This is a genomic window from Actinoplanes sp. NPDC020271, assembly GCF_044388125.1.
GTDB lineage: Bacteria > Actinomycetota > Actinomycetes > Mycobacteriales > Micromonosporaceae > Actinoplanes.
Map to the genome: position 1 here is coordinate 303,956 of NZ_JBIRWQ010000008.1, position 17,098 is coordinate 321,053.

Below are 17,098 nucleotides of genomic sequence, written 5' to 3' on the forward strand. Positions count from 1 at the left end.
GTCCGAAGGCAATTACTGCGCGACCCCTCGAACCGAAGCAGGAGACGTTCCGACGATGGCATCCCCGCTGTCCGACACCTCGCAGATCCAGGGCAACGTCCTGCGGCCGTTCCGTGGCGACCACCAGGCCTTTCTCTTCCTGTCCTTCCGCAGCGACCGGGGCGGCGCGCGGGCCTGGCTGGCCGCGGCGGCCACCCGCGCCACCGGCCACGACGACGTGCCACAGGGCCGCCCCGCGGTGGACGGCGCGACCCCGGGCACGCTGCTGAACGTGGGATTCACCGCGTCCGGCCTGGTCCTGCTGCACCCGGAGGTCTCCGGCGACCTGGTCGGGCACACCGCGTTCTGGCAGGGGCCGCTCGGCACCCGCCTCGACGACGCCGGCGCGGTCACCACCGCCCCGGCACTGCTCGGCGACCTCGGCCCCGGCGACCCGTCGCAGTGGGTGGTCGGCGGCCCCGGGCGCCCGGTCGACGCGCTGCTCACCGTCGCCGCGCACGACGCGGGTACGCTGCAGGACGCGGTCGCGGGCGAGGTCCGTGAAGCCGCCCGGCACGGCCTCGAAGTCCTGCTCGTCCAGTGGGGCGACGTGCTGCGCAACGACGAGGGCAAGCGCATCGAGCACTTCGGGTTCGCCGACGGCATCTCCCAGCCCGGTGTGCGCGGCTTCCCGGAAACCGTCCGGCCCGGCGCCGCGGTCATCGCCCCCGGCGAGTTCGTCCTCGGCTACCCGGGGGAGCGGCGGCCGCCGTCCTGGACGCCGCGGCCCACCCCCGCGCCGTGGATGCGGGACGGGTCGTTCCAGGTCTTCCGGCGCCTGCGGCAGGACGTCGCCGGCTGGTGGGAGCACATGGCGACGCTCGACGACAACCGGGAGGACGCCGCCGCCCGCGCCCTCGGCCGGCACCTCGACGGCCGCCCGCTCGCCGCGCCCGTCCACGACGGCGAACTCAACGAGTTCACCTACCACGGCGACGACGACGGCACCCGCACCCCGCGCTACGCCCACATCCGCAAGGTCAACCCGCGCGAGGACGGCGTCTTCCGCGACCGCGGCCACAAGATGCTGCGCCGCGGCATCCCGTTCGGCTGCCGCCTGCAGCGCGATGCGTCCGACGACGGTCAGGAACGCGGCATGCTGTTCAACGCGTACATGGCCAGCATCGAGGACCAGTTCGAATACGTGCAGCGCCGGTGGGCCACCAACCCGGGTTTCCCGGCCACAACCCTTTCCGCGTACGGCCGGTCCACGCCCGGAGTCGACGGCCTCGACCCGATCCTCGGCGCCAACTCGCAGGTCGCGTCGGAAACCCTGGCCCCCGACGTGGTCCGCGGCATCCCCGCCGCAGCCTTCGGCGGCTTCGTCACGACGACCGGCGCGGTGTACGCGTTCGCCCCGTCCCGGCGAACCCTCCACCTCCTGGCCGGCGACACCATCGTCGGCGGCTGACACCGTCAGGCCGCTCGGGGCTCCGGCTCCGAGCGGTCAATCCGCCGCAACAGCTCGTCGAGGTCACCACCACTTTCAGCAGCGATCCAGTCCGGCAGCTCCGGCAGCGGCGGTCCCGGTGGCAACAGCTCGCCGGTCAGTCGCTGATAGGCGCGACGGTACTCGACGCTCGGTGCCCGTTCGTACAGCTTCCGGTAGATTCCGGCCGCGGTCGTCCGGGCATCCTCGTCCCGTGGGTCGAGCTGATGGACGGCGTCCAGCAGAGAGGCGACCTCGTGCGGCTCATTCCAGTCCTCCGAGGCCTTCCGTAGCAGGTCAGTGGCCTCGCGCGGATCGAGCCGCCCGGCCCGTGCCTGAAGGCGGACGGAGAGGATGTAGGCGCTCACCCGGGCATCCTGCTCGTCGTGCTCCTCAGCGATCCGCAACGCCTCCGCGTTGAGCCTCTCGGCCTCATCGGCCCACCCCGCGGACAGGCGAAGCTTCGCCATTCGGTGCAGCCAGTTGCACAGGTAGTAAGGAGCGCTGAGCCGGCGGGCCAGTGCGACAGCGCGTTCCAGCAGATGTTTCGCCTCCTCGGCGTCCCCTTGTGCGTCGGCGATCGCGCCCAGGTTGGAGAGCTGGTCGGCGACGATCAGATAATCGCCGAGTTCGGCCCCGACGCGAAGCGCGTGAACAGCGCAGATCCTGGCACGCTGGAAATCGCCTTGGAATCGGTAGACCTCACCCATGTTGCCCACGATGATGGTGCCCGTGTGCCCCGCGCCGATATCGCGTGCGACCTCGAGCGCGTATCGGTAGGACGCCACGGACTGTGCGTGATCGGACCCTCTCATCAACGCAAGTCCGAGGTTCGCGGAGCTCAGAAGCATGCTCTGCCGGTCACCTGCCTCCTCGGCAGTCGTCAGCGCTCGTCGCAAGATGTCCCGCGCCTCGTCAAGCCGACCCAGATTGATGTACACCAGGCCGATGTGACCGAGAGCGACGCTCATGGCCGCGAGATCGCTGCGGTCCTGGGCCATGGTGAGATGCTGCTCGGCCATGGTGAGAGCCTCGGCGTAGGAGCCTTGGCGATACAACGCGAAGGTGATCCGATCCATCGTCCGAGCCTGCCCCGGTAAGTCACCAAGCCGTTCGAACTCGGCGAGGGCACGCTGCAACCAGGCGACCGGTTCCTCGTCGGAGCGCGTGTACAACAGCAGGTCTCCGAGTTGGCGCTGCGCACTGGCCAGGACGTCCCGCCGTCCGGTGACCCGCGCGAGCCGCATCGCCTGGAGGTAGTGATCCTCGGCCTCGGCCCACTGCCCGGTGTGCTGGTTCACGGTGCCGATCTCGACATGCAGCTCCGCACTCTCTGCTTGTGTCAGCAGCGGGAGCAACAAGCCGTAGTAGAAGGTCGCCGTCTCGTTGGCGAAGATCTCCTTGGCGCGATCGCCGGCGGCACGGAACCAGGTGCGTTGCTTGTCCGCCTGCTCCGTCCTCGCGTAGTGGTGAGCGAGCACATCGACGTACTGGGAGAGGCGGTCGGCGAAGACCTCCTCGATGAACCGGCCGATGCGTTCGTGCAGCGCGGACCGGGTGTCGTAGGTGATGCTCTGATAGGCGGCTTCCTGAGTAACCGGATGCTTGAACTCGTATTCGGGCTCAGCCTCGGTGAGCACGCGAGGCGTCAGATCCAGAGCCTGGAGCCGGTCGAGATGATCGGCCACTTGAGCGCTCGTTCCGGCTGCCGGGTACACCGTCGTGATCCACGACGGCTGGAACCGCCGGCCGATCACGCTTGCCACCTTGATGGTCGCCTTCTCGTCGTCGCTCAGCTGGTCGATTCGGGCCATGACCAGTCGCTGCAGGCTGTCTGGCACTCGCACGGCAGCCAGCTCCCGAGGGTCGCTCGGGTCGATGGCGCGACCGTGCAGGTAGCTGACCAACTCCTCGATGTAGAACGCGTTACCGCCGGCCTGATCCGAGATCTGCTGGAGTACCTCGGACGAGATCCCGACGTCCTTGCCGTATCGCTCGCGTAAGCGCAGTGCGGCGAGTTGCTCGGCATCATTTCTGGACATCTGATCCAGACGTAGATCAGCAACATGGTCCGGGCCGTGCAGCCTCTGCGGCATGGGCTCTCGCGAGGTTGCCACCACCAGCACCGGCAGGTCCTCGATGTGGTGGATCAGGTATTCGAGCAGTGCCAGCGATGCAGGATCGATCCAGTGGCAGTCCTCCAGCCTCAAGATCAACGGGTTGCCGGCAGTGTGGTCGCGCAAACAGGCAAGCAATGTGGAGCGCAGTAGTTCTTCCCGCCCGGCGGGTTCCAGCTGAGCCGTGAGATCGCTGTCGGGCATGGGCAGGTTGATCACGGCGGCGAGCAGAGGTGCTCGCTGGCCGGAACCCCCGTAGCGTGCCGCGCGCTCGGTGAGCTCCGTTCGCTGAGCGAGGATCGGCAGGTCCCGGTCGATTCTCAGCAATTCTCGCCAGATGGAACGCCAGACCAGGTAGCTGGTGCTCCGACCCTGTGATCGGCAACCGCCAGTGTGCTCAACGAAGCCCAGTTCTCGAGTCACTCGGCAGACTTCGTCGGCGAGTCGTGTCTTGCCGATGCCGGCCTCTCCGTGCAACCAGATGAATTGTCCTCTTCCCGTCCGTACGTGCTGCGCGAAGGCTTCCAAGAGACCCAGCTCCGGATCCCGGCCGACCAGCGGTCCCGGGAGCGACGCGGCCCGGGTCGCCGGAGGTCCGACCTCTCGCACCTCGCGGACAATCCAGACTGGTACCGGCCGCGCTTTACCCTTCGCGCTGACTGCGGCGGGACGTCCGTCAAGGACGATGTCACGGACCCGATCGTTGGTGGCCTGATCGATGATGAGATGCCCGGGCGGAGCGGCCTGCATCAAGCGGGCGGCCAGGTTGACCGTGTCCCCGACGACGGCGTACTCGCGACGGATGTCTGATCCCACTTCGCCGCAGTACACCTGACCGGTGGACACGCCACCGCGATACGGTCCGCCGGGCAGAGCCAGAAGCTCCAGGCAACACCGCAGCGCGCGTTCCTCGTCGTCCTCGTGACTTACGGGGGTTCCGAATACGGCCACCAGGACGGTTCCCTTGTCGTCCGCCATCAGATGACGAAGATGCCCGCCGTATCGATCTATGATCGCCACGCCTGCATGAAGGTACTGCTGCAGAGCCTCGATCGTCGTCGGATCGTCCACGGCGAGGTCCGGCAGACGGACGAACGCCGTAGTCACCTTGCGGAGCTCATTGACCAGTTCGGCCCGCCCTGATCTCAGGCGTGCCCGGATCGCCGGATGAAGAAAGGGAGTAAGGAGCTTCTCGATGTCCGCGATCGACTCCTCCGGCGGTACGGACAGAGGTGGCGCGCTGTGCGCAGCGATGTCCAGAAGTCCCTGGTCGACGACGATCTCACCCCGGTCGGCGCGGTGAAGGGCAGCGACCGCGCTGTCCAGGGCGGGACCTGCGACCAGATGTTGGAGCCGGATCGCAGGGTTGCCCAGGACCATCAGGCGCAGCGGCCCCGTCGCCAGCCCAACCCGGATGGCGAGAGTTCGCCGGCCGTTCGGCGTCGGAACCGGGATCACCGACGAAGTGGCCTCCCGGATCAGTTCAGCGCAGTGGATCGCCCGGCGAGCGACGGCCGGGGCATTCTCCGAAGTGTGCCGGAAGATGCCGACCAGCGCGTCGCCGGCAAAGTCGGCCACGCTACCCCCGGCGTTGGTGATGGCTTCCGCCGTGACTGCGAACCAGCGGTTGATCACCGAGGTGAGGCGTTCGGTGCCGTAGCTTCCTGACCCCGCCAGGCTCTCCGCCATCGTGGTGAAACCGGCGACATCGGCGAAGAGAACCACCGCGTCCGCCCGTTGGATCATCGGCGGATTGCCGACAGTTTCAACGGTCCGAAGAAGATCGATGGCATGCTCTGGCAGATACGACCGCCAGGTCGCGGCCAAGTCGTCCGCGATCCTCGGTGCGGGACGAGGAGGATGGTCGGCCATGCCTGGTATGGCCACCCTTCGATTCTCGACGTTCGGTCAACCGTTGTCGTCGGCAGTTGATAGTCGGTCAGGGAGATGACTCAGTCATGTCGGGTATTGGAGTCAGTGAGGCGGCCTTTGAGCTGGCCGGTGCGTGTGTTCACGGTCTCCGGTTCGCGGTTGGGGCTCCTCTCGACCGTCCGTATGCCAAGGTCGAACTGTCGACGACCAACCCGGCCCCGGCCCTCTATCGCCGGCTGCAGGTCGTCTCTCCGCCGCCGACCCGCGAGGGCGAGCCGTGGCAGACCGGCCTGACCCTGGAGGACAAGCCGTTCGAGCCGAGCGAGCTTCCTCACCGCCTCGCGGAAGTGCAGATCACCGAGGGTACGCCTTCGCTCGATCAGCCTGATCCGGAGGGGATCGTACTCGACCGATGGATCAGCATCCCACGGCAACCGGCCGAGATGGAGTTCTCCGGCACGGGTGATGATCGTTACGTCCTTGCCGTGCAGTACTGGAATCCGGTTCCGGCGGGGGAGCGGAGCGTCACCAAGGAGTTGCAGTATTACGCGACGTACCGCCTGGACTTCGATCGCGTTCCGACCGATGACTGGATCGCGGTGAGCTTCGACGCGTTCTGGCCGCCGGAACGGGACAGCGCGGACCTGCTGATTCCGCTCGGCGACTGCGACGAGCACTGCCCATCGGACAATTGAGACACGACGAAGCCGCCGCTCGAGATCTCGGGCGGCGGCTTCGTGTTCCCGCCTGACGGTCCGGTGCGGATCGGAGGACGCGTCGGGCCGGTTGACCTACCCCGCTCGATGGGTGGCGATCCATGCGGTGGCGAAGTCGACGACCGCCGGTTGGGACATCAGGCGGGCGGTGGCATTGCCGACGGTGCCGATCGTGACGGCTCCGGTCGTCTCGTACTCGGCGCCGATCAGACCGAAGTCGGAGGCGTCGGCGATCGCGTCGATCCAGGTCACCCAGCGTGACCCCGCGTCGCCGTCGCGGATGGCGGCGCCGTTCTCCGACCGCGGCGGGTGCGGCTGGCGGCATTCGGCGAGGTGCATAGACGTGTTGCGTTCGTGTCCGCAGCCGATCAGGAGCACCTTGCCGTTCAGGCGGTAGATCGCGCCGAGCGGTGACCCGTCGCCGAGCCCGTCCTCGAGAGAGTGATTCGCGGTGACCGTCTCCGCGTGGGTGCCGAGCGCGGCGAACGACACCTGCGGATGATCACTGCGTCGTGCGCCTGGCCAGGTGCGGACCACCTCCGGGAGGATGCCCATGTGCCGGCTGGGCGTGCGGCTCACGTCGTACCCGGGAAACCGGCTCTTGATCGTCGGCCACCAGGACGCGGGGACCGGTGGGTTGCGCCAGTGCTCCGGGTCCGAGTTGAACGAGGTGTGCGTCGGCACGACCAGGGTGCCCTCCTGGCCGAGAACGTTCAGCAGTGCCTGCACGATGGCCTGGACCTGACCGGCGACGAAACCGACCGAGCGGACCGACGAGTGCACCAGAACGGTGTGGCCGGCGGCGAGCCCGAGCGTGCGCAGATCAGCGGAGAGTGACGTGACGGTGTGCGGGAACCCCTGCGAGGGCGTGCCATGAGTGTCGATCACCGGATAGAACTTAGACATGCTCCAGCGATACGACGAGCGCAACGCCGATCTGCGCTACTGGGTGAACGGCAAGCTCCTGCACCGGGACGAGCCGGGCATCTCGCCCTTCGACTCGGTGGTCCAGGGTGGCGACGCGGTCTGGGAAGGCCTGCGGCTCTACCGCGGCGCGATCTTCGGGCTCGGCGCGCACCTGGCCCGCCTGCGCCGCTCGGCGACCGCCCTCGGCTTCGGCGTGATCCCCTCCGACGAGGAGATCATCGAGGCCATCCAGAACACCTTGAAGGCCAATCTGATGTACGACGGGGTGCACATCCGACTGACCCTGACCCGTGGCCGCAAGGTGACCAGCGGCATGGACCCGCGACTGAACGTCGACGGTCCGACTTTGATCGTGCTGGCGGAGCACAAGCCACCGGTCTACGACACCGGCGGGCTGACCCTGGTCACGTCCAGCGTGCGCCGCCCCGGCCCGGACGTGCTCGACCCCAAGATCCACCACAACAACCTGCTCAACTCGATCCTCGCCAAGATCGAGGCGAACGTGGCCGGCGCCGACGACGCCCTGATGCTCGACCGGCGCGGCTTCGTCGCGGAGACCAACGCGACCCACCTGTTCGCGGTGGTGGACGGTGGGCTGGTGACACCGACGACGGGCGCGTGCCCGGAAGGGATCACCCGGCAGACAGTTCTGGAACTGGCCGCGGCCGACGGCATCCCGGCGGTCGTGCGGGACGTGTCGCTGACCGAGACGTACACCGCCGGCGAGGTGTTCTGCACCGGCACGATGGGCGAGATCGCCGCCGTCACCACGATCGACGGGCGGACGATCGGAAACGGTCAAGTGGGGGAGTTGACGCAACGGATCGCCCGCCGTTACCAGGAGCACGCGGCGGCCAACGGGGTCCGCGTGCTACCGGAGGCGGTGCCGGGCTAGTTCGGCGTAGTACGGCCGGGCCGCCTCGACCAGGTGCACGAGGCGGTCCGGGACGACGGCCGGCCGTGGATCATAGGCGGCGAAACCGCTGGACGCGTTGACCGCGTCGTACCAGAAAGGCGCCCAGACCCCGTCGGTCGCGCGTGGACCCGGCGCCCAGGCGAGCATCGCCGGATCGAAGGCGAAACCCAGTTCCGCGCAGAGCCGGCCGAGCGTCCCGGCCGGGTCACGCAGCACGTCCGCGGAGTCGACGACCGGCCCGCCGAACGTCGCGAAGATCTCCGCCTGCTGCGGGAACCCCAGATCCTCCAGGGTCGGCTCACCCCGGACCCGCGCGTAGGAGGCGACCACGTGCGCCGGATCCCGGATCAGGAACGCGTGCGTGAGGGCGCCCAGCCACTCCCGGCCGATGCCCGGCAGCAGATGGTGCGTCATGTGCTTCTGGTACTGCACGGCCGGGTCACCGGGCAGCGGGCCGGTCAACTGCGCCGCCACGTCCTGCCACCGGCGCGGCTGACTCGCCAGCACCGCCTCCCGCCCCGGGTGATCGATCCCGGTCACGTCGAGGTAGTACGCATAGAGCGGCTCGTCGACCACCACGGTGTCCGCCCGCGCGCCGAAACTACGCATCATCGCCGTCGAGATGTTCCGCGGCCCCGACCACATCGCCACCCGGATCGTCACCCGTACATGCATACACCGATTTTGTTCCGTGATCGATCACTTCGGACCTGTCGCTCGCGCCGCGGCGGCGTGAGAATGGTCGGGCAGGGGGTACACCCGCGGGCGTGGGACCAAAGGCCCTGCCGGGTGCGGTCCCACGGCGACGAGAATGACGTCGACGGTGTGAGGGAGGCGGCGATGATGGCCATCGTGATCCTGCTGTGGGTGGCCGCGCTCGCCGTCGGGGTGTGGGCGGTCTGGCCCTCCACGAGAACTGCGACCCCGGAACCCGCCGGTGATCCGGCCGTCGCCGGGCAGACCCGGCCCGACAGTCTGGAAGGGGTTCTGGTCAGCCAGTTGATCCGCGCGGAGATCACCCCGCAGCAGTACCGGCGGGCCGTCGAAGGCCTCGCCGCCCGCGACGACCAGCGCCATCCGATGTCCGTCCCGCGTGACGAGCTGTGACCGGGGTGGCGTGAGCCCGTCGCAGTCGGCACGATCCGGGGTATGACAGCCGAACCGCGCCTGCTCGCCGATGGCTTCACGATGCTCGAATCCGGCCGCTGGCACGACGGACGGCTCTGGGTCGCCCACTGGGCGTCGGCCGAAATAGTGGCGGTCGGCATGGACGGCCGGACCGAGAAGGTGTCCGACGCGCCGCCCGGCTACGGCTGGTCGTTCGACTGGCTGCCCGACGGCCGCCTGATCATCACCGGCGACGACCTGACCCTTCCCGGCGGTACGTCGTACGGCCGCCTGGCCGAGGTCGCATCCCACGGCTGGAGCGAGATCGTGGTCACCGCCGTCGGCGACGTCTACGTGAACGGCTTCGAGTTCGACCTCACCGGCGGTGCCCCCGCCCCCAGGCCGGGCGTGATCGCGCACATCGCGCCCGACGAGACCACCCGCATCGTCGCCACCGATCTCCAGTTCGCCAACGGCATGGTGATCACCCCGGACGGTGGGACACTGCTGGTCGGCGAATCGTTCGCGCACCGGATCACCGCGTTCGACATCGCCCCCGACGGCTCGCTCGTCAACCGCCGGGTCTGGGCGTCCGGCGTCGGACCGGACGGCATCTGCATCGACGCCGAGGGCGCGGTCTGGTGCGGGTCACCCGACATCCAGATGATGGGCGGCGGGCCGGATGCCGCGGCGGGGGCGCTCATCCGCGTACGGGAAAACGGGGTGATTCTGGATCGTGTCGAGTTCGACCGGCCGATCTTCTCGTGCGCGCTCGGCGGCCCTGACGGCCACACGCTGTTCGCGCTGGCGACGGAGTGGCAGGGCTTCGAGAACATCGACGCCAACGCCGCCCGGCGAACCGGCCGGATCCTCGCCGTCGACGTTGCGATCCCGGCGTCAGGCTACTGAACGAAAACGGTCGACGAGGCCGCGCTGGACGGCGACCGTCGAGAACCAGTCCGGGCCGGCGACGCGCCAGCGGAGCAGATAGGAGTGCTGGTCGGCGGCGGGGATCAGAGCTCGGCGTTCGTGACGGATCGTGGCCGGCGTGGGTGACGCCGGGACGGAGGCGGGAGGCATGGCGGCCGGCATCGTGGACCGGAGGCGTCGGTCGTCGTGCTGAACGACAACGGTCACCGTGGTGGCGAGGGCTGCGGCGGCGAGCGAGGCCAGGACCAGCCGGGTGCGGCGAGGCCGGAGGAGCGCCCGCAGGCGGGACTCCACGTCCGCGGCGGACGGTCGGCGGGCCGGATCCTTGTCGAGCAACGTCAGGATCAGCGGCGTCAACGGCCCGGCCAGCCGGGGCGGAGCCGGCGGGTCGGACAGCAGCGCCCGCGGTGACGCGGCCGCGTCACCGCGGGCGAACGGTGGGCGGCCCTCCGCCGCGGCGTACAGCATCGCCCCGAACGACCACAGGTCCGACGCGACCCCCGCATCCCCGGCCCCCAGGCGTTCCGGCGCGCGCCCCGGCTGGTTCCCACCGTTGTCATCCAGGCCGGACGACAACGGGGAGAGCCGGCCGGCAACAGCGCCGGGTCAGGTGAGGTCGACCTGGGCTTCCAGCGGCGTCGACGGAGTCTCGGCGGCCGGCGCCTGCTCGACGGTCACCCCCACCGCGTTCGCGGTCGGCAGATCGTTCACCACCTGGGTCGACACGGACTGGCCCGCACCCAGGGCTCCCGCCGACACCGGCACCCCCGACCGGATCGTCCACAGCTGGTAGACCTTGCCCGCGGCGGGCGCCCGCTCGGCGTCCAGCATGATCACGCCGGCGTCGCGGCTGGTGGACGTGGCCACCCGGACCCGGCCTCCGCTCAGCAGGGACTGTTCGTGCCAGGTGACGTCCGGGGCGGTGAGGATCGCGGCGAGCGTCTGTTCACGACGTACGCGCTGATCTTGAATGGCCCAGACGACCGTGCCCGCGCCGACCGCCGCGAGCACAGCGGCGGCCGCGGCGACCCACCAGAGGCGGCGGGGCGTGCGGCGGGCGGGCCGCGCGGCGGCCGGACCGAGTTGACGGGTTTCCGCGACGGTGGCCAGGACGGCGTCGCGCAGGGACGGCGGCGGCACCGACCAGGCGTCGGCGGCGAGCCGGGTTGCCGTTTCGCGCAGCTCGTCGGCTTCGATCCGGCAGGGTTCGCAGTCGCGCAGGTGGCGGTCGAAGGCGGCGCGTTCGAGGTCGTCGAGGGCGTCCAGCGCGTACGCCCCGACGAGCGAGTGGATGTCCGGGTTCACGCCGCGACCTCCACGTCCAGGCAGTCGCGTAGGCGGATCAGACCGTCGCGCATCCGGGTCTTGACCGTCGACAACGGTACGCCGAGCAGCTGTGACACCCGCGGGTACGAATGCCCCCGGTAGTACGCGAGCGTCACCGCCTGCCGCTGCAGATCGGTGAGCCCGTCGAGGCAGTCGCGGACCTGTTCACGCTCGAGACGTCCCGTGACCTCGTCGGCGACCGCGTCGTAAGGCGTGTCCAGCGACGCGGCGCCGACTGATCGGATGCGGTCGGTCGCGGCCTGCTCGGCGCGGGCCCGGTCGACGGCCCGGCGGTGCGCGATCGTGAGGATCCAGCCGGTGGGCGTGCCGCGCGCCGGGTCGAAACGGGCCGCGGTGCGCCAGATCTCCACCAGCACCTCCTGGGCGACCTCCTCGGCCTGCGCGGGATCCCGCAGGACGCGCCTGACCAGGCCGAACACGCGGGGTGCGACGAGGTCGTAGAGCCGGGTGAAGGCTTTCTCGTCGCCGGTGGCGACCGCTCCCAGCAGCGCACCGGTGTCGTCTGCCATGGCTCTCCGTCTCGTCGGGGCCGCCTCAGGATACGGTCCCGGCGGCGGCCACGGCGGCCTCCGGATCAATGCCGTAGAGACTGCCGAAAAACGACACCGCCTGATAGTAGGTCCAGGCCAGGGAGTAGCAGACCGGCCGGGACGCGGCCGGATACGTGGTGCACTTGCGCTTGAGGTCCTCGTAGAGGGCGACGTCGAGTCGCTTCTTGTTCGCGCTGAACGTGCCGGCGAGCTTGTAGTTGCCGTACCCGAAATCGTGCCGCCGGCAGGCGAGCCGGAAGTCGAACCCGAAGGGCCGGTCCGGGCTGACCGAGCAGTAGTCGGTGCCCCAGTCGAAGTGGTACGACGCCCACTTCGCGCGGTCCCGGCGAGCCGCGTTCCAGGCGTTGTAGCTGGTCACGGTGGGCTGGGTGAACGACGCCAGCACGGTGGCCCGGTCCGGCGCGGTGGCGGCGCGGGCGGGGGCGGCCAGGCCGAGAATCATGATCGAGCTGAGGATCGAGGCGGCGAAGGGTCGGGACATCCGGACCTCCAGGAGTACGGGGCCGCCCAGTCTCGCCGCCGACGGGCCGCGAGGGCATCGGTCGCCGTCACTGTTGCCGATCGGTGAGGAATCCCCGCCTGTGATGAATTGCGACGGCTCGACGCCCCGGCCCGATCGGTGCGACGGTGGTCAGTTGACCGGCGGACACCGGCCGGACGGTAGGTTCGGCGCGTGATCGTCGTACGCTCGTTGCTGCTCTTCGCCCTCGCGGCGCTCGCCGAGATCGGCGGGGCGTGGCTCATCTGGCAGGGCTGGCGGGAGAACCGCGGGCTGTGGTGGGTCGCCGCCGGCGTGATCGCGCTCGGCGCCTACGGGTTCGTCGCCACCCTGCAACCGGATGCGAACTTCGGGCGCATCCTCGCCGCGTACGGCGGGATCTTCGTCGCCGGCTCGCTCGCCTGGGGCGTGATCGTGGACAAGTTCCGCCCGGATCGGTGGGATCTCATCGGCGCCGGCATCTGCCTGGCCGGGGTCGCCATCATCATGTACGCCCCCCGGGGCGCCGCCTGATGGAACTCGTTCCGCGTTTCCCGGTCGACGACCGTGAGCTGAGCGCGCTGCACGCCCGCGCGTTCGGCGGGGACCCCGCGGCCGTCCGGCCATGGGCGCAGCGCCTGGAACGGCACGCGCTCACCTGGATCGGCGCGTTCGACGGCTCGCGGCTGACCGGTTTCGTCCAGGTGTGCTGGGACGGCGGGGCGCACGCGTTCATCCTCGACACCGCCGTCGACCCGGACCTGCAGGGCCGGGGGATCGGCACCGCTCTGGTGCGAGCTGCCGCCGCCGCGGCCCGTGACGCCGGCTGCGAGTGGCTGCACGTCGACTTCGAGCCGCACCTGGAGCACTTCTACCTGGACCAGTGTGGTTTCCGGACCACCCCGGCCGGCCTGATCGCCCTCTGATCGACTGATCGCGAGTGCCGGCGACGAGCGGTCGGTTGGTTCCCAGGTGTGCCTGCAGGTTGGGCACCCCTGACGCCCAGCGGGAGCGGCCGGCCGGGCGTCAGAGGTGCATCGAGGGCGGTGCGGCGCCTGTGGCAGCCGGCCGAGGACCGGCGGGGTGTTCAGGCCGCGACGGCGTCGATGGCGGATCGGGCCGCGGCCGGGCGGAGTGGAAGCCCGGTGCGTGCCGATATCCCCCTCGCGCTACTCGTCCACGTCTTCGACTGTTTCTGGTCAGCGCGGACGCGGGCCGGGGCCGTGCGGCCAGTCGGGGCGTCCGGGGCCGCCCGGCCACCGGGTCGCGCCGTAGCGCTGGACGGTGAGCTGCCACAGCCCGCGATACGCGCCGCCGGCCCGGTCACAGTCGAATCGTGCCCATTGGCGCTGCTGGCGCCCGGTTTCGCCGACCCACTGGCAGTCGCGCGGCGCGGGGAAGTACCCGATCGTGTCGAAATCGCGCGGCGGCTGGGGTGCGGCATTGGCCGCCGGGGTCGGTCCGGCCAGCGTGCACAGACCGACTACCAGCGCCAATACTTTCGACCTACTCATTTTCCCACTTCTTCCGTATTCGGGTTCGGACCCATTCAGTAGAGCATTCGAATGGTCGGAGAAAATGAGTTCGGAGCTTTTTTGCCGATGTATTCGAGTGGCCGGAATATGTTCGTGGGATGCGGGTAATCCGTTTCCCTCACACCGTCGCCAGGGTGTCCGCGACCTGGTCGACCAGCTCGCGCGCGAGGAAGCCGGTGCGTCCCCGGCGCGGGATCAGGCGCTGACCGCTGACCGCGTGCGCGTAGGCCGCCCAGCACGCCGCCTGGGCCGGCTCGGCACCGCGTCCGAGCAGGCCGGCGACGATTCCGGCGCGCACGTCGCCGCTGCCCGAGGTGCCGAGCCCGGCGTCGCCGCTCTCCTCCCGCCACACCCGGCCGTCCGGGTCGGCGATCCGGCCGTAGAGCGAGACGACCGCCCGATAACGATCAGCCAGCGCGCGGCTGGCCCCGGCCAGGTCGTCGCCCGGCTCGCGCCCCAGCAGGTGGCCGGCCTCGGTGATGTTCGGGGTGAGGACGGCGCGCGTGCGCGGCAGCAGCCCCGGGTCCTTGCTCAGAGCCCCCAGCGCGTACGCGTCGAGCACCACCCCCGTGTCCGCGTCCGCCACGCCGAGCACCTGACGCATCAGCTCGGTGGTCTCCCCGATGTCGTCCAGCCCCGGACCGATCAGGATCACGTCGGCGTCCGCCGCGAGCTCGGTCACCTGGCCGGGCAGCGATCCGCCGGACGGGAAGCCGACCACCTTCGCCTCGGGCACGGCGATGCTCAGCGGGATCGCGGTCTCGTCGGTGACCGCCAGTTGCAGCCGCCCGGCACCCGCGCGCAGTGCCGCCTCCCCGGCCAGCAGCACGGCGCCCGGGTTGAAGCGGGAACCGCCGATCACCAGGACCGTGCCGCGGGACAGCTTGCTGTCACCCGGGTCGGGCAGCGGCCAGTCGCGCAGCACCTGCGGGGTGATGACACGTTCGTCAGGCCGGTTCGGCACGGACTTCCTCCTGTTCGGTCGCGGGAGCACCGTGGTCCTCGAGGTGCCCGGCGTCATTGAAACGCTCCGGAACCAGGCGTCCGCCGTCGCCGGACCACGAACTGATCGAGCAGTTCGTGATCGCCTCGGCGCGCGCGAGCGTCATCAGCTCCGGCTCCGGCACGCTCTCGGCCAGCGAACGGACCAGCCAGACCGTGGCCTCGTGGGCGAAGAGCAGCACGCGGCCGCCCGGGTGGTCCTCGCGCACCTCCCGCAGCAGCGCGCGCAGGCGCAGCAGCACGTCGGCCCAGCTCTCGCCGCCCGGCGGACGGTAGTAGTACTTGCCCTGGTGGGAGCGGCGCAGCGCCTCCTCCGGGTGGCGGGCGTGCACGCCGGCGTTGGTCAGCAGGTCGAGGATGCCCAGTTCACGGTCGCGCAGCCGCTCGTCGACGACCAGCGGGTCGCCGAGACCGTCCAGGGCCAGTTCGGCCGTCTGGCGCGTGCGCAGGTAAGGCGAGACGATCGCCAGGTCGGCGCTCAACGACGTACTGCGGAAATGGTCAATCAATATTGGGTAGTATGCACACGTGATTGGTTTCCTGAAGGGATCGACGCGTGGCACTTGGAGCAGGATTCGTACGAGTCAGCACCGGTAGTCAGGATGAGGCGTCTCAGATCAAGGTGATCACGGCTGATGCCGCACGGCGTGGTATCACGATCGTCCGCTGGTTTCGGCTGCATGGCTACTCGGCGAGCCATGGGACGCAGGAGCCAGCGTTGCGCGAGGCGATTGCGGAGATTGAACGTGGCGACTACTCGACGTTGATGGTTACCGAGTCGTCCCGGCTTGACCGACGGGAGGACCTGGACGCTCAGGCTGAGATCCTGCTGGCCATCCGGGCCGCTGGAGGCGACATCATTTCGATCAGTGAGCCGCAGTTCGGACAGACGGACTTCGCGGGTCGAATCGTGACGCTCGCGGCGCAGTACATGAACGCTGCGAAATCCAAGGAGGTTAAGAGTAATACGTATCGCGGCATCATGATGATCCGCGACAACAAGGCGCATCATGGGCCGCTGCCCGCGTTCTGGGCGACGAAGGGTGTTCGGTATGCCAAGCAGGCGTGGTGCGAGAACCCTGGGGCCGTGGTGGACATCTACAAGCGTGTCGCCAGCAACGAGTCACTTGCCGCGGTCGGGCGCGCGTACGACCTTTACCCGAACTCAATCAAGAACCTCATCCGGTTCGCGCCCAACCACACGGGAGTGATCGAGTGCTCTTACACGCATGAGGGTCAGACCGAGACGTGGGCGCACCAGGTTGAGGCGGTTGTCGAGTCCGCGCTGTGGTGGCGCGCGAACAAGGTGTTGGACGCGAACCTGACCGAGAGCCGCACGAACAAGGGCGGTCGGCCCGTCGCGTCGCCAGCTAACTGGATCTCCGGCATCCTCGATTGCCCTGGATGCGCAGGGAAGATCTTCCTCAATGCCGGCATGACGCCAGCGAAGGATGCGCGCACGGGTAAGCCTCGGGTGCCGAAGCCGCGCACGCCCAAGCTTCGTTGTGGTGGCCAGGGCAAGCGGCGCGTGGCTTGCGGCGCGTTCAAGGGCATCGACGCTCAACCGATCGTGGACGTCGTTTCGGGCATCTTCGCCAACGACACGACTGACATTCTCGCGTTTCAGCGGGTGGCGGGAAACGCGCATGAGCTGGACGAGTTGCAGGCGGGGCTTCGTAAGATACAGGCTCGGCTTTCCGCTACTGAAGACGATGACGAGCTGGACAGGTTGGTGGCGGAGCGCAAAAGGATCAAGGCGCGTATCGAGGGATTCGTGATCGTTGCCGACCGTTACGACTACGCGCCCACGGGGCAGACGGTGGCCGAGATGTGGAACGCCGGGGATGACGCTGTCAAACGTGGAATGGCCCGCGCGGTTAAGGCGTCGTGGGGGTTGGCTCTCGCGGAGCGTGACGGGCAGTGGGGGGTTTCGGTCGGGACGGCAGGTGAAGCCGGGTCGGCGGACTCGATGGGAATTGTCGATCTTGGAAACGGCTTGTGCTTCCGGGGGTAGCAGTGGGCAACGAAGAGGCTCACTGAGGTTCCACCCCGGGATCGGACACCAGGGTTTTATGCCGCGAGGGCGATGGGTGGACGGTAACAGACACGGGTCTCGCGCGGGGTGCGCAGGT

Annotated in this window: 18 protein-coding genes; 8 read left to right on the plus strand and 10 right to left on the minus strand. The window is 69.2% G+C overall.

From position 1 onward, the window contains the following. Positions 1-55 precede the first annotated feature (55 nt). On the plus strand, positions 56-1,450 hold the full coding sequence (locus ACH442_RS20685; RefSeq protein ID WP_396339671.1) for a Dyp-type peroxidase: 1,395 nt from the start codon (positions 56-58) through the stop codon (positions 1,448-1,450). Between the two features lie 5 nt (positions 1,451-1,455). Here the strand turns inward: ACH442_RS20685 and ACH442_RS20690 are convergent, their stop codons facing one another. Further along, positions 1,456-5,412 (minus strand): tetratricopeptide repeat protein, encoded by a 3,957-nt coding sequence (locus tag ACH442_RS20690; RefSeq protein ID WP_396339672.1) that lies wholly within the window; start codon positions 5,410-5,412, stop codon positions 1,456-1,458. Between the two features lie 17 nt (positions 5,413-5,429). Between ACH442_RS20690 and ACH442_RS20695 the strand changes: the two genes are divergently transcribed. After that, positions 5,430-6,152: a hypothetical protein gene (locus tag ACH442_RS20695; RefSeq protein ID WP_396339673.1), complete on the plus strand. Its 723-nt coding sequence runs from the start codon at positions 5,430-5,432 to the stop codon at positions 6,150-6,152. A gap of 96 nt (positions 6,153-6,248) precedes the next feature. Here the strand turns inward: ACH442_RS20695 and ACH442_RS20700 are convergent, their stop codons facing one another. Continuing rightward, positions 6,249-7,079, minus strand: coding sequence for an aminoglycoside N(3)-acetyltransferase (locus tag ACH442_RS20700; protein WP_396339674.1), 831 nt, complete (start codon positions 7,077-7,079; stop codon positions 6,249-6,251). Between ACH442_RS20700 and ACH442_RS20705 the strand changes: the two genes are divergently transcribed. Next, a complete protein-coding gene (locus tag ACH442_RS20705; RefSeq protein WP_396339675.1) occupies positions 7,078-7,995 on the plus strand; it encodes an aminotransferase class IV in 918 nt (305 codons plus the stop codon). The genes ACH442_RS20700 and ACH442_RS20705 overlap by 2 nt on opposite strands. On the opposite strand, the gene ACH442_RS20710 is transcribed toward ACH442_RS20705, so the two are convergent. Further along, positions 7,972-8,691, minus strand: coding sequence for an HAD family hydrolase (locus tag ACH442_RS20710; RefSeq protein WP_396339676.1), 720 nt, complete (start codon positions 8,689-8,691; stop codon positions 7,972-7,974). The genes ACH442_RS20705 and ACH442_RS20710 overlap by 24 nt on opposite strands. Positions 8,692-8,856: 165 nt before the next feature. Between ACH442_RS20710 and ACH442_RS20715 the strand changes: the two genes are divergently transcribed. Next, on the plus strand, positions 8,857-9,123 hold the full coding sequence (locus ACH442_RS20715) for a hypothetical protein (protein ID WP_396339677.1): 267 nt from the start codon (positions 8,857-8,859) through the stop codon (positions 9,121-9,123). Between the two features lie 42 nt (positions 9,124-9,165). Then, entirely contained in the window at positions 9,166-10,032 is an 867-nt protein-coding gene (locus ACH442_RS20720) for an SMP-30/gluconolactonase/LRE family protein (protein WP_396339678.1), read from the plus strand. Here the strand turns inward: ACH442_RS20720 and ACH442_RS20725 are convergent. From ACH442_RS20725 to ACH442_RS20740, 4 genes are read right to left on the minus strand one after another with little or no spacing between them, the layout of a single operon-like run. Next, on the minus strand, positions 10,021-10,629 hold the full coding sequence (locus ACH442_RS20725; RefSeq protein ID WP_396339679.1) for a hypothetical protein: 609 nt from the start codon (positions 10,627-10,629) through the stop codon (positions 10,021-10,023). The two genes, ACH442_RS20720 and ACH442_RS20725, sit on opposite strands and share 12 nt — an antisense overlap. Before the next feature lie 30 nt (positions 10,630-10,659). Then, on the minus strand, positions 10,660-11,358 hold the full coding sequence (locus tag ACH442_RS20730; protein WP_396339680.1) for an anti-sigma factor domain-containing protein: 699 nt from the start codon (positions 11,356-11,358) through the stop codon (positions 10,660-10,662). Continuing rightward, a complete protein-coding gene (gene sigK, locus ACH442_RS20735) occupies positions 11,355-11,978 on the minus strand; it encodes an ECF RNA polymerase sigma factor SigK (RefSeq protein ID WP_396339681.1) in 624 nt (207 codons plus the stop codon). Before sigK ends, ACH442_RS20730 begins: the two co-directional genes overlap by 4 nt. Continuing rightward, positions 11,935-12,432, minus strand: coding sequence for a phospholipase (locus tag ACH442_RS20740; RefSeq protein ID WP_396339682.1), 498 nt, complete (start codon positions 12,430-12,432; stop codon positions 11,935-11,937). Before ACH442_RS20740 ends, sigK begins: the two co-directional genes overlap by 44 nt. 192 nt (positions 12,433-12,624) lie before the next feature. Between ACH442_RS20740 and ACH442_RS20745 the strand changes: the two genes are divergently transcribed. Together ACH442_RS20745 and ACH442_RS20750 are read left to right on the plus strand one after the other, a co-directional pair. Then, complete coding sequence (locus tag ACH442_RS20745) at positions 12,625-12,963, plus strand: YnfA family protein (RefSeq protein ID WP_396339683.1); 339 nt, start codon at positions 12,625-12,627, stop codon at positions 12,961-12,963. After that, on the plus strand, positions 12,963-13,355 hold the full coding sequence (locus ACH442_RS20750) for a GNAT family N-acetyltransferase (protein ID WP_396339684.1): 393 nt from the start codon (positions 12,963-12,965) through the stop codon (positions 13,353-13,355). The genes ACH442_RS20745 and ACH442_RS20750 overlap by 1 nt, the downstream gene beginning before the upstream one ends. Positions 13,356-13,628: 273 nt before the next feature. On the opposite strand, the gene ACH442_RS20755 is transcribed toward ACH442_RS20750, so the two are convergent. From ACH442_RS20755 to ACH442_RS20765, 3 genes are all read right to left on the minus strand, one after another. After that, complete coding sequence (locus ACH442_RS20755) at positions 13,629-13,943, minus strand: hypothetical protein (protein ID WP_396339685.1); 315 nt, start codon at positions 13,941-13,943, stop codon at positions 13,629-13,631. 139 nt (positions 13,944-14,082) lie between these two features. Continuing rightward, positions 14,083-14,928: an NAD(P)H-hydrate dehydratase gene (locus ACH442_RS20760; RefSeq protein WP_396339686.1), complete on the minus strand. Its 846-nt coding sequence runs from the start codon at positions 14,926-14,928 to the stop codon at positions 14,083-14,085. Continuing rightward, positions 14,912-15,475: a histidine phosphatase family protein gene (locus tag ACH442_RS20765; RefSeq protein ID WP_396339687.1), complete on the minus strand. Its 564-nt coding sequence runs from the start codon at positions 15,473-15,475 to the stop codon at positions 14,912-14,914. The genes ACH442_RS20760 and ACH442_RS20765 overlap by 17 nt, the downstream gene beginning before the upstream one ends. A gap of 47 nt (positions 15,476-15,522) precedes the next feature. On the opposite strand from ACH442_RS20765, the gene ACH442_RS20770 reads away from it, so the two are divergent. Continuing rightward, positions 15,523-16,980, plus strand: a complete 1,458-nt coding sequence (locus ACH442_RS20770) for a recombinase family protein (RefSeq protein ID WP_396339688.1) — start codon at positions 15,523-15,525, stop codon at positions 16,978-16,980. Positions 16,981-17,098: the final 118 nt, after the last annotated feature.

Excerpts from the sequence above, each read along its gene's own strand:
- ACH442_RS20685 (WP_396339671.1), top strand. The coding sequence starts at position 56 with ATGGCATCCCCGCTGTCCGACACCTCGCAGATCCAGGGCAACGTCCTG.
- ACH442_RS20705 (WP_396339675.1), top strand. The coding sequence starts at position 7,078 with ATGCTCCAGCGATACGACGAGCGCAACGCCGATCTGCGCTACTGGGTG.
- ACH442_RS20700 (WP_396339674.1), bottom strand. The coding sequence starts at position 7,079 with ATGTCTAAGTTCTATCCGGTGATCGACACTCATGGCACGCCCTCGCAG.
- ACH442_RS20710 (WP_396339676.1), bottom strand. The coding sequence starts at position 8,691 with ATGCATGTACGGGTGACGATCCGGGTGGCGATGTGGTCGGGGCCGCGG.
- ACH442_RS20715 (WP_396339677.1), top strand. The coding sequence starts at position 8,857 with ATGATGGCCATCGTGATCCTGCTGTGGGTGGCCGCGCTCGCCGTCGGG.
- ACH442_RS20720 (WP_396339678.1), top strand. The coding sequence starts at position 9,166 with ATGACAGCCGAACCGCGCCTGCTCGCCGATGGCTTCACGATGCTCGAA.
- ACH442_RS20740 (WP_396339682.1), bottom strand. The coding sequence starts at position 12,432 with ATGTCCCGACCCTTCGCCGCCTCGATCCTCAGCTCGATCATGATTCTC.
- ACH442_RS20750 (WP_396339684.1), top strand. The coding sequence starts at position 12,963 with ATGGAACTCGTTCCGCGTTTCCCGGTCGACGACCGTGAGCTGAGCGCG.
- ACH442_RS20755 (WP_396339685.1), bottom strand. The coding sequence starts at position 13,943 with ATGAGTAGGTCGAAAGTATTGGCGCTGGTAGTCGGTCTGTGCACGCTG.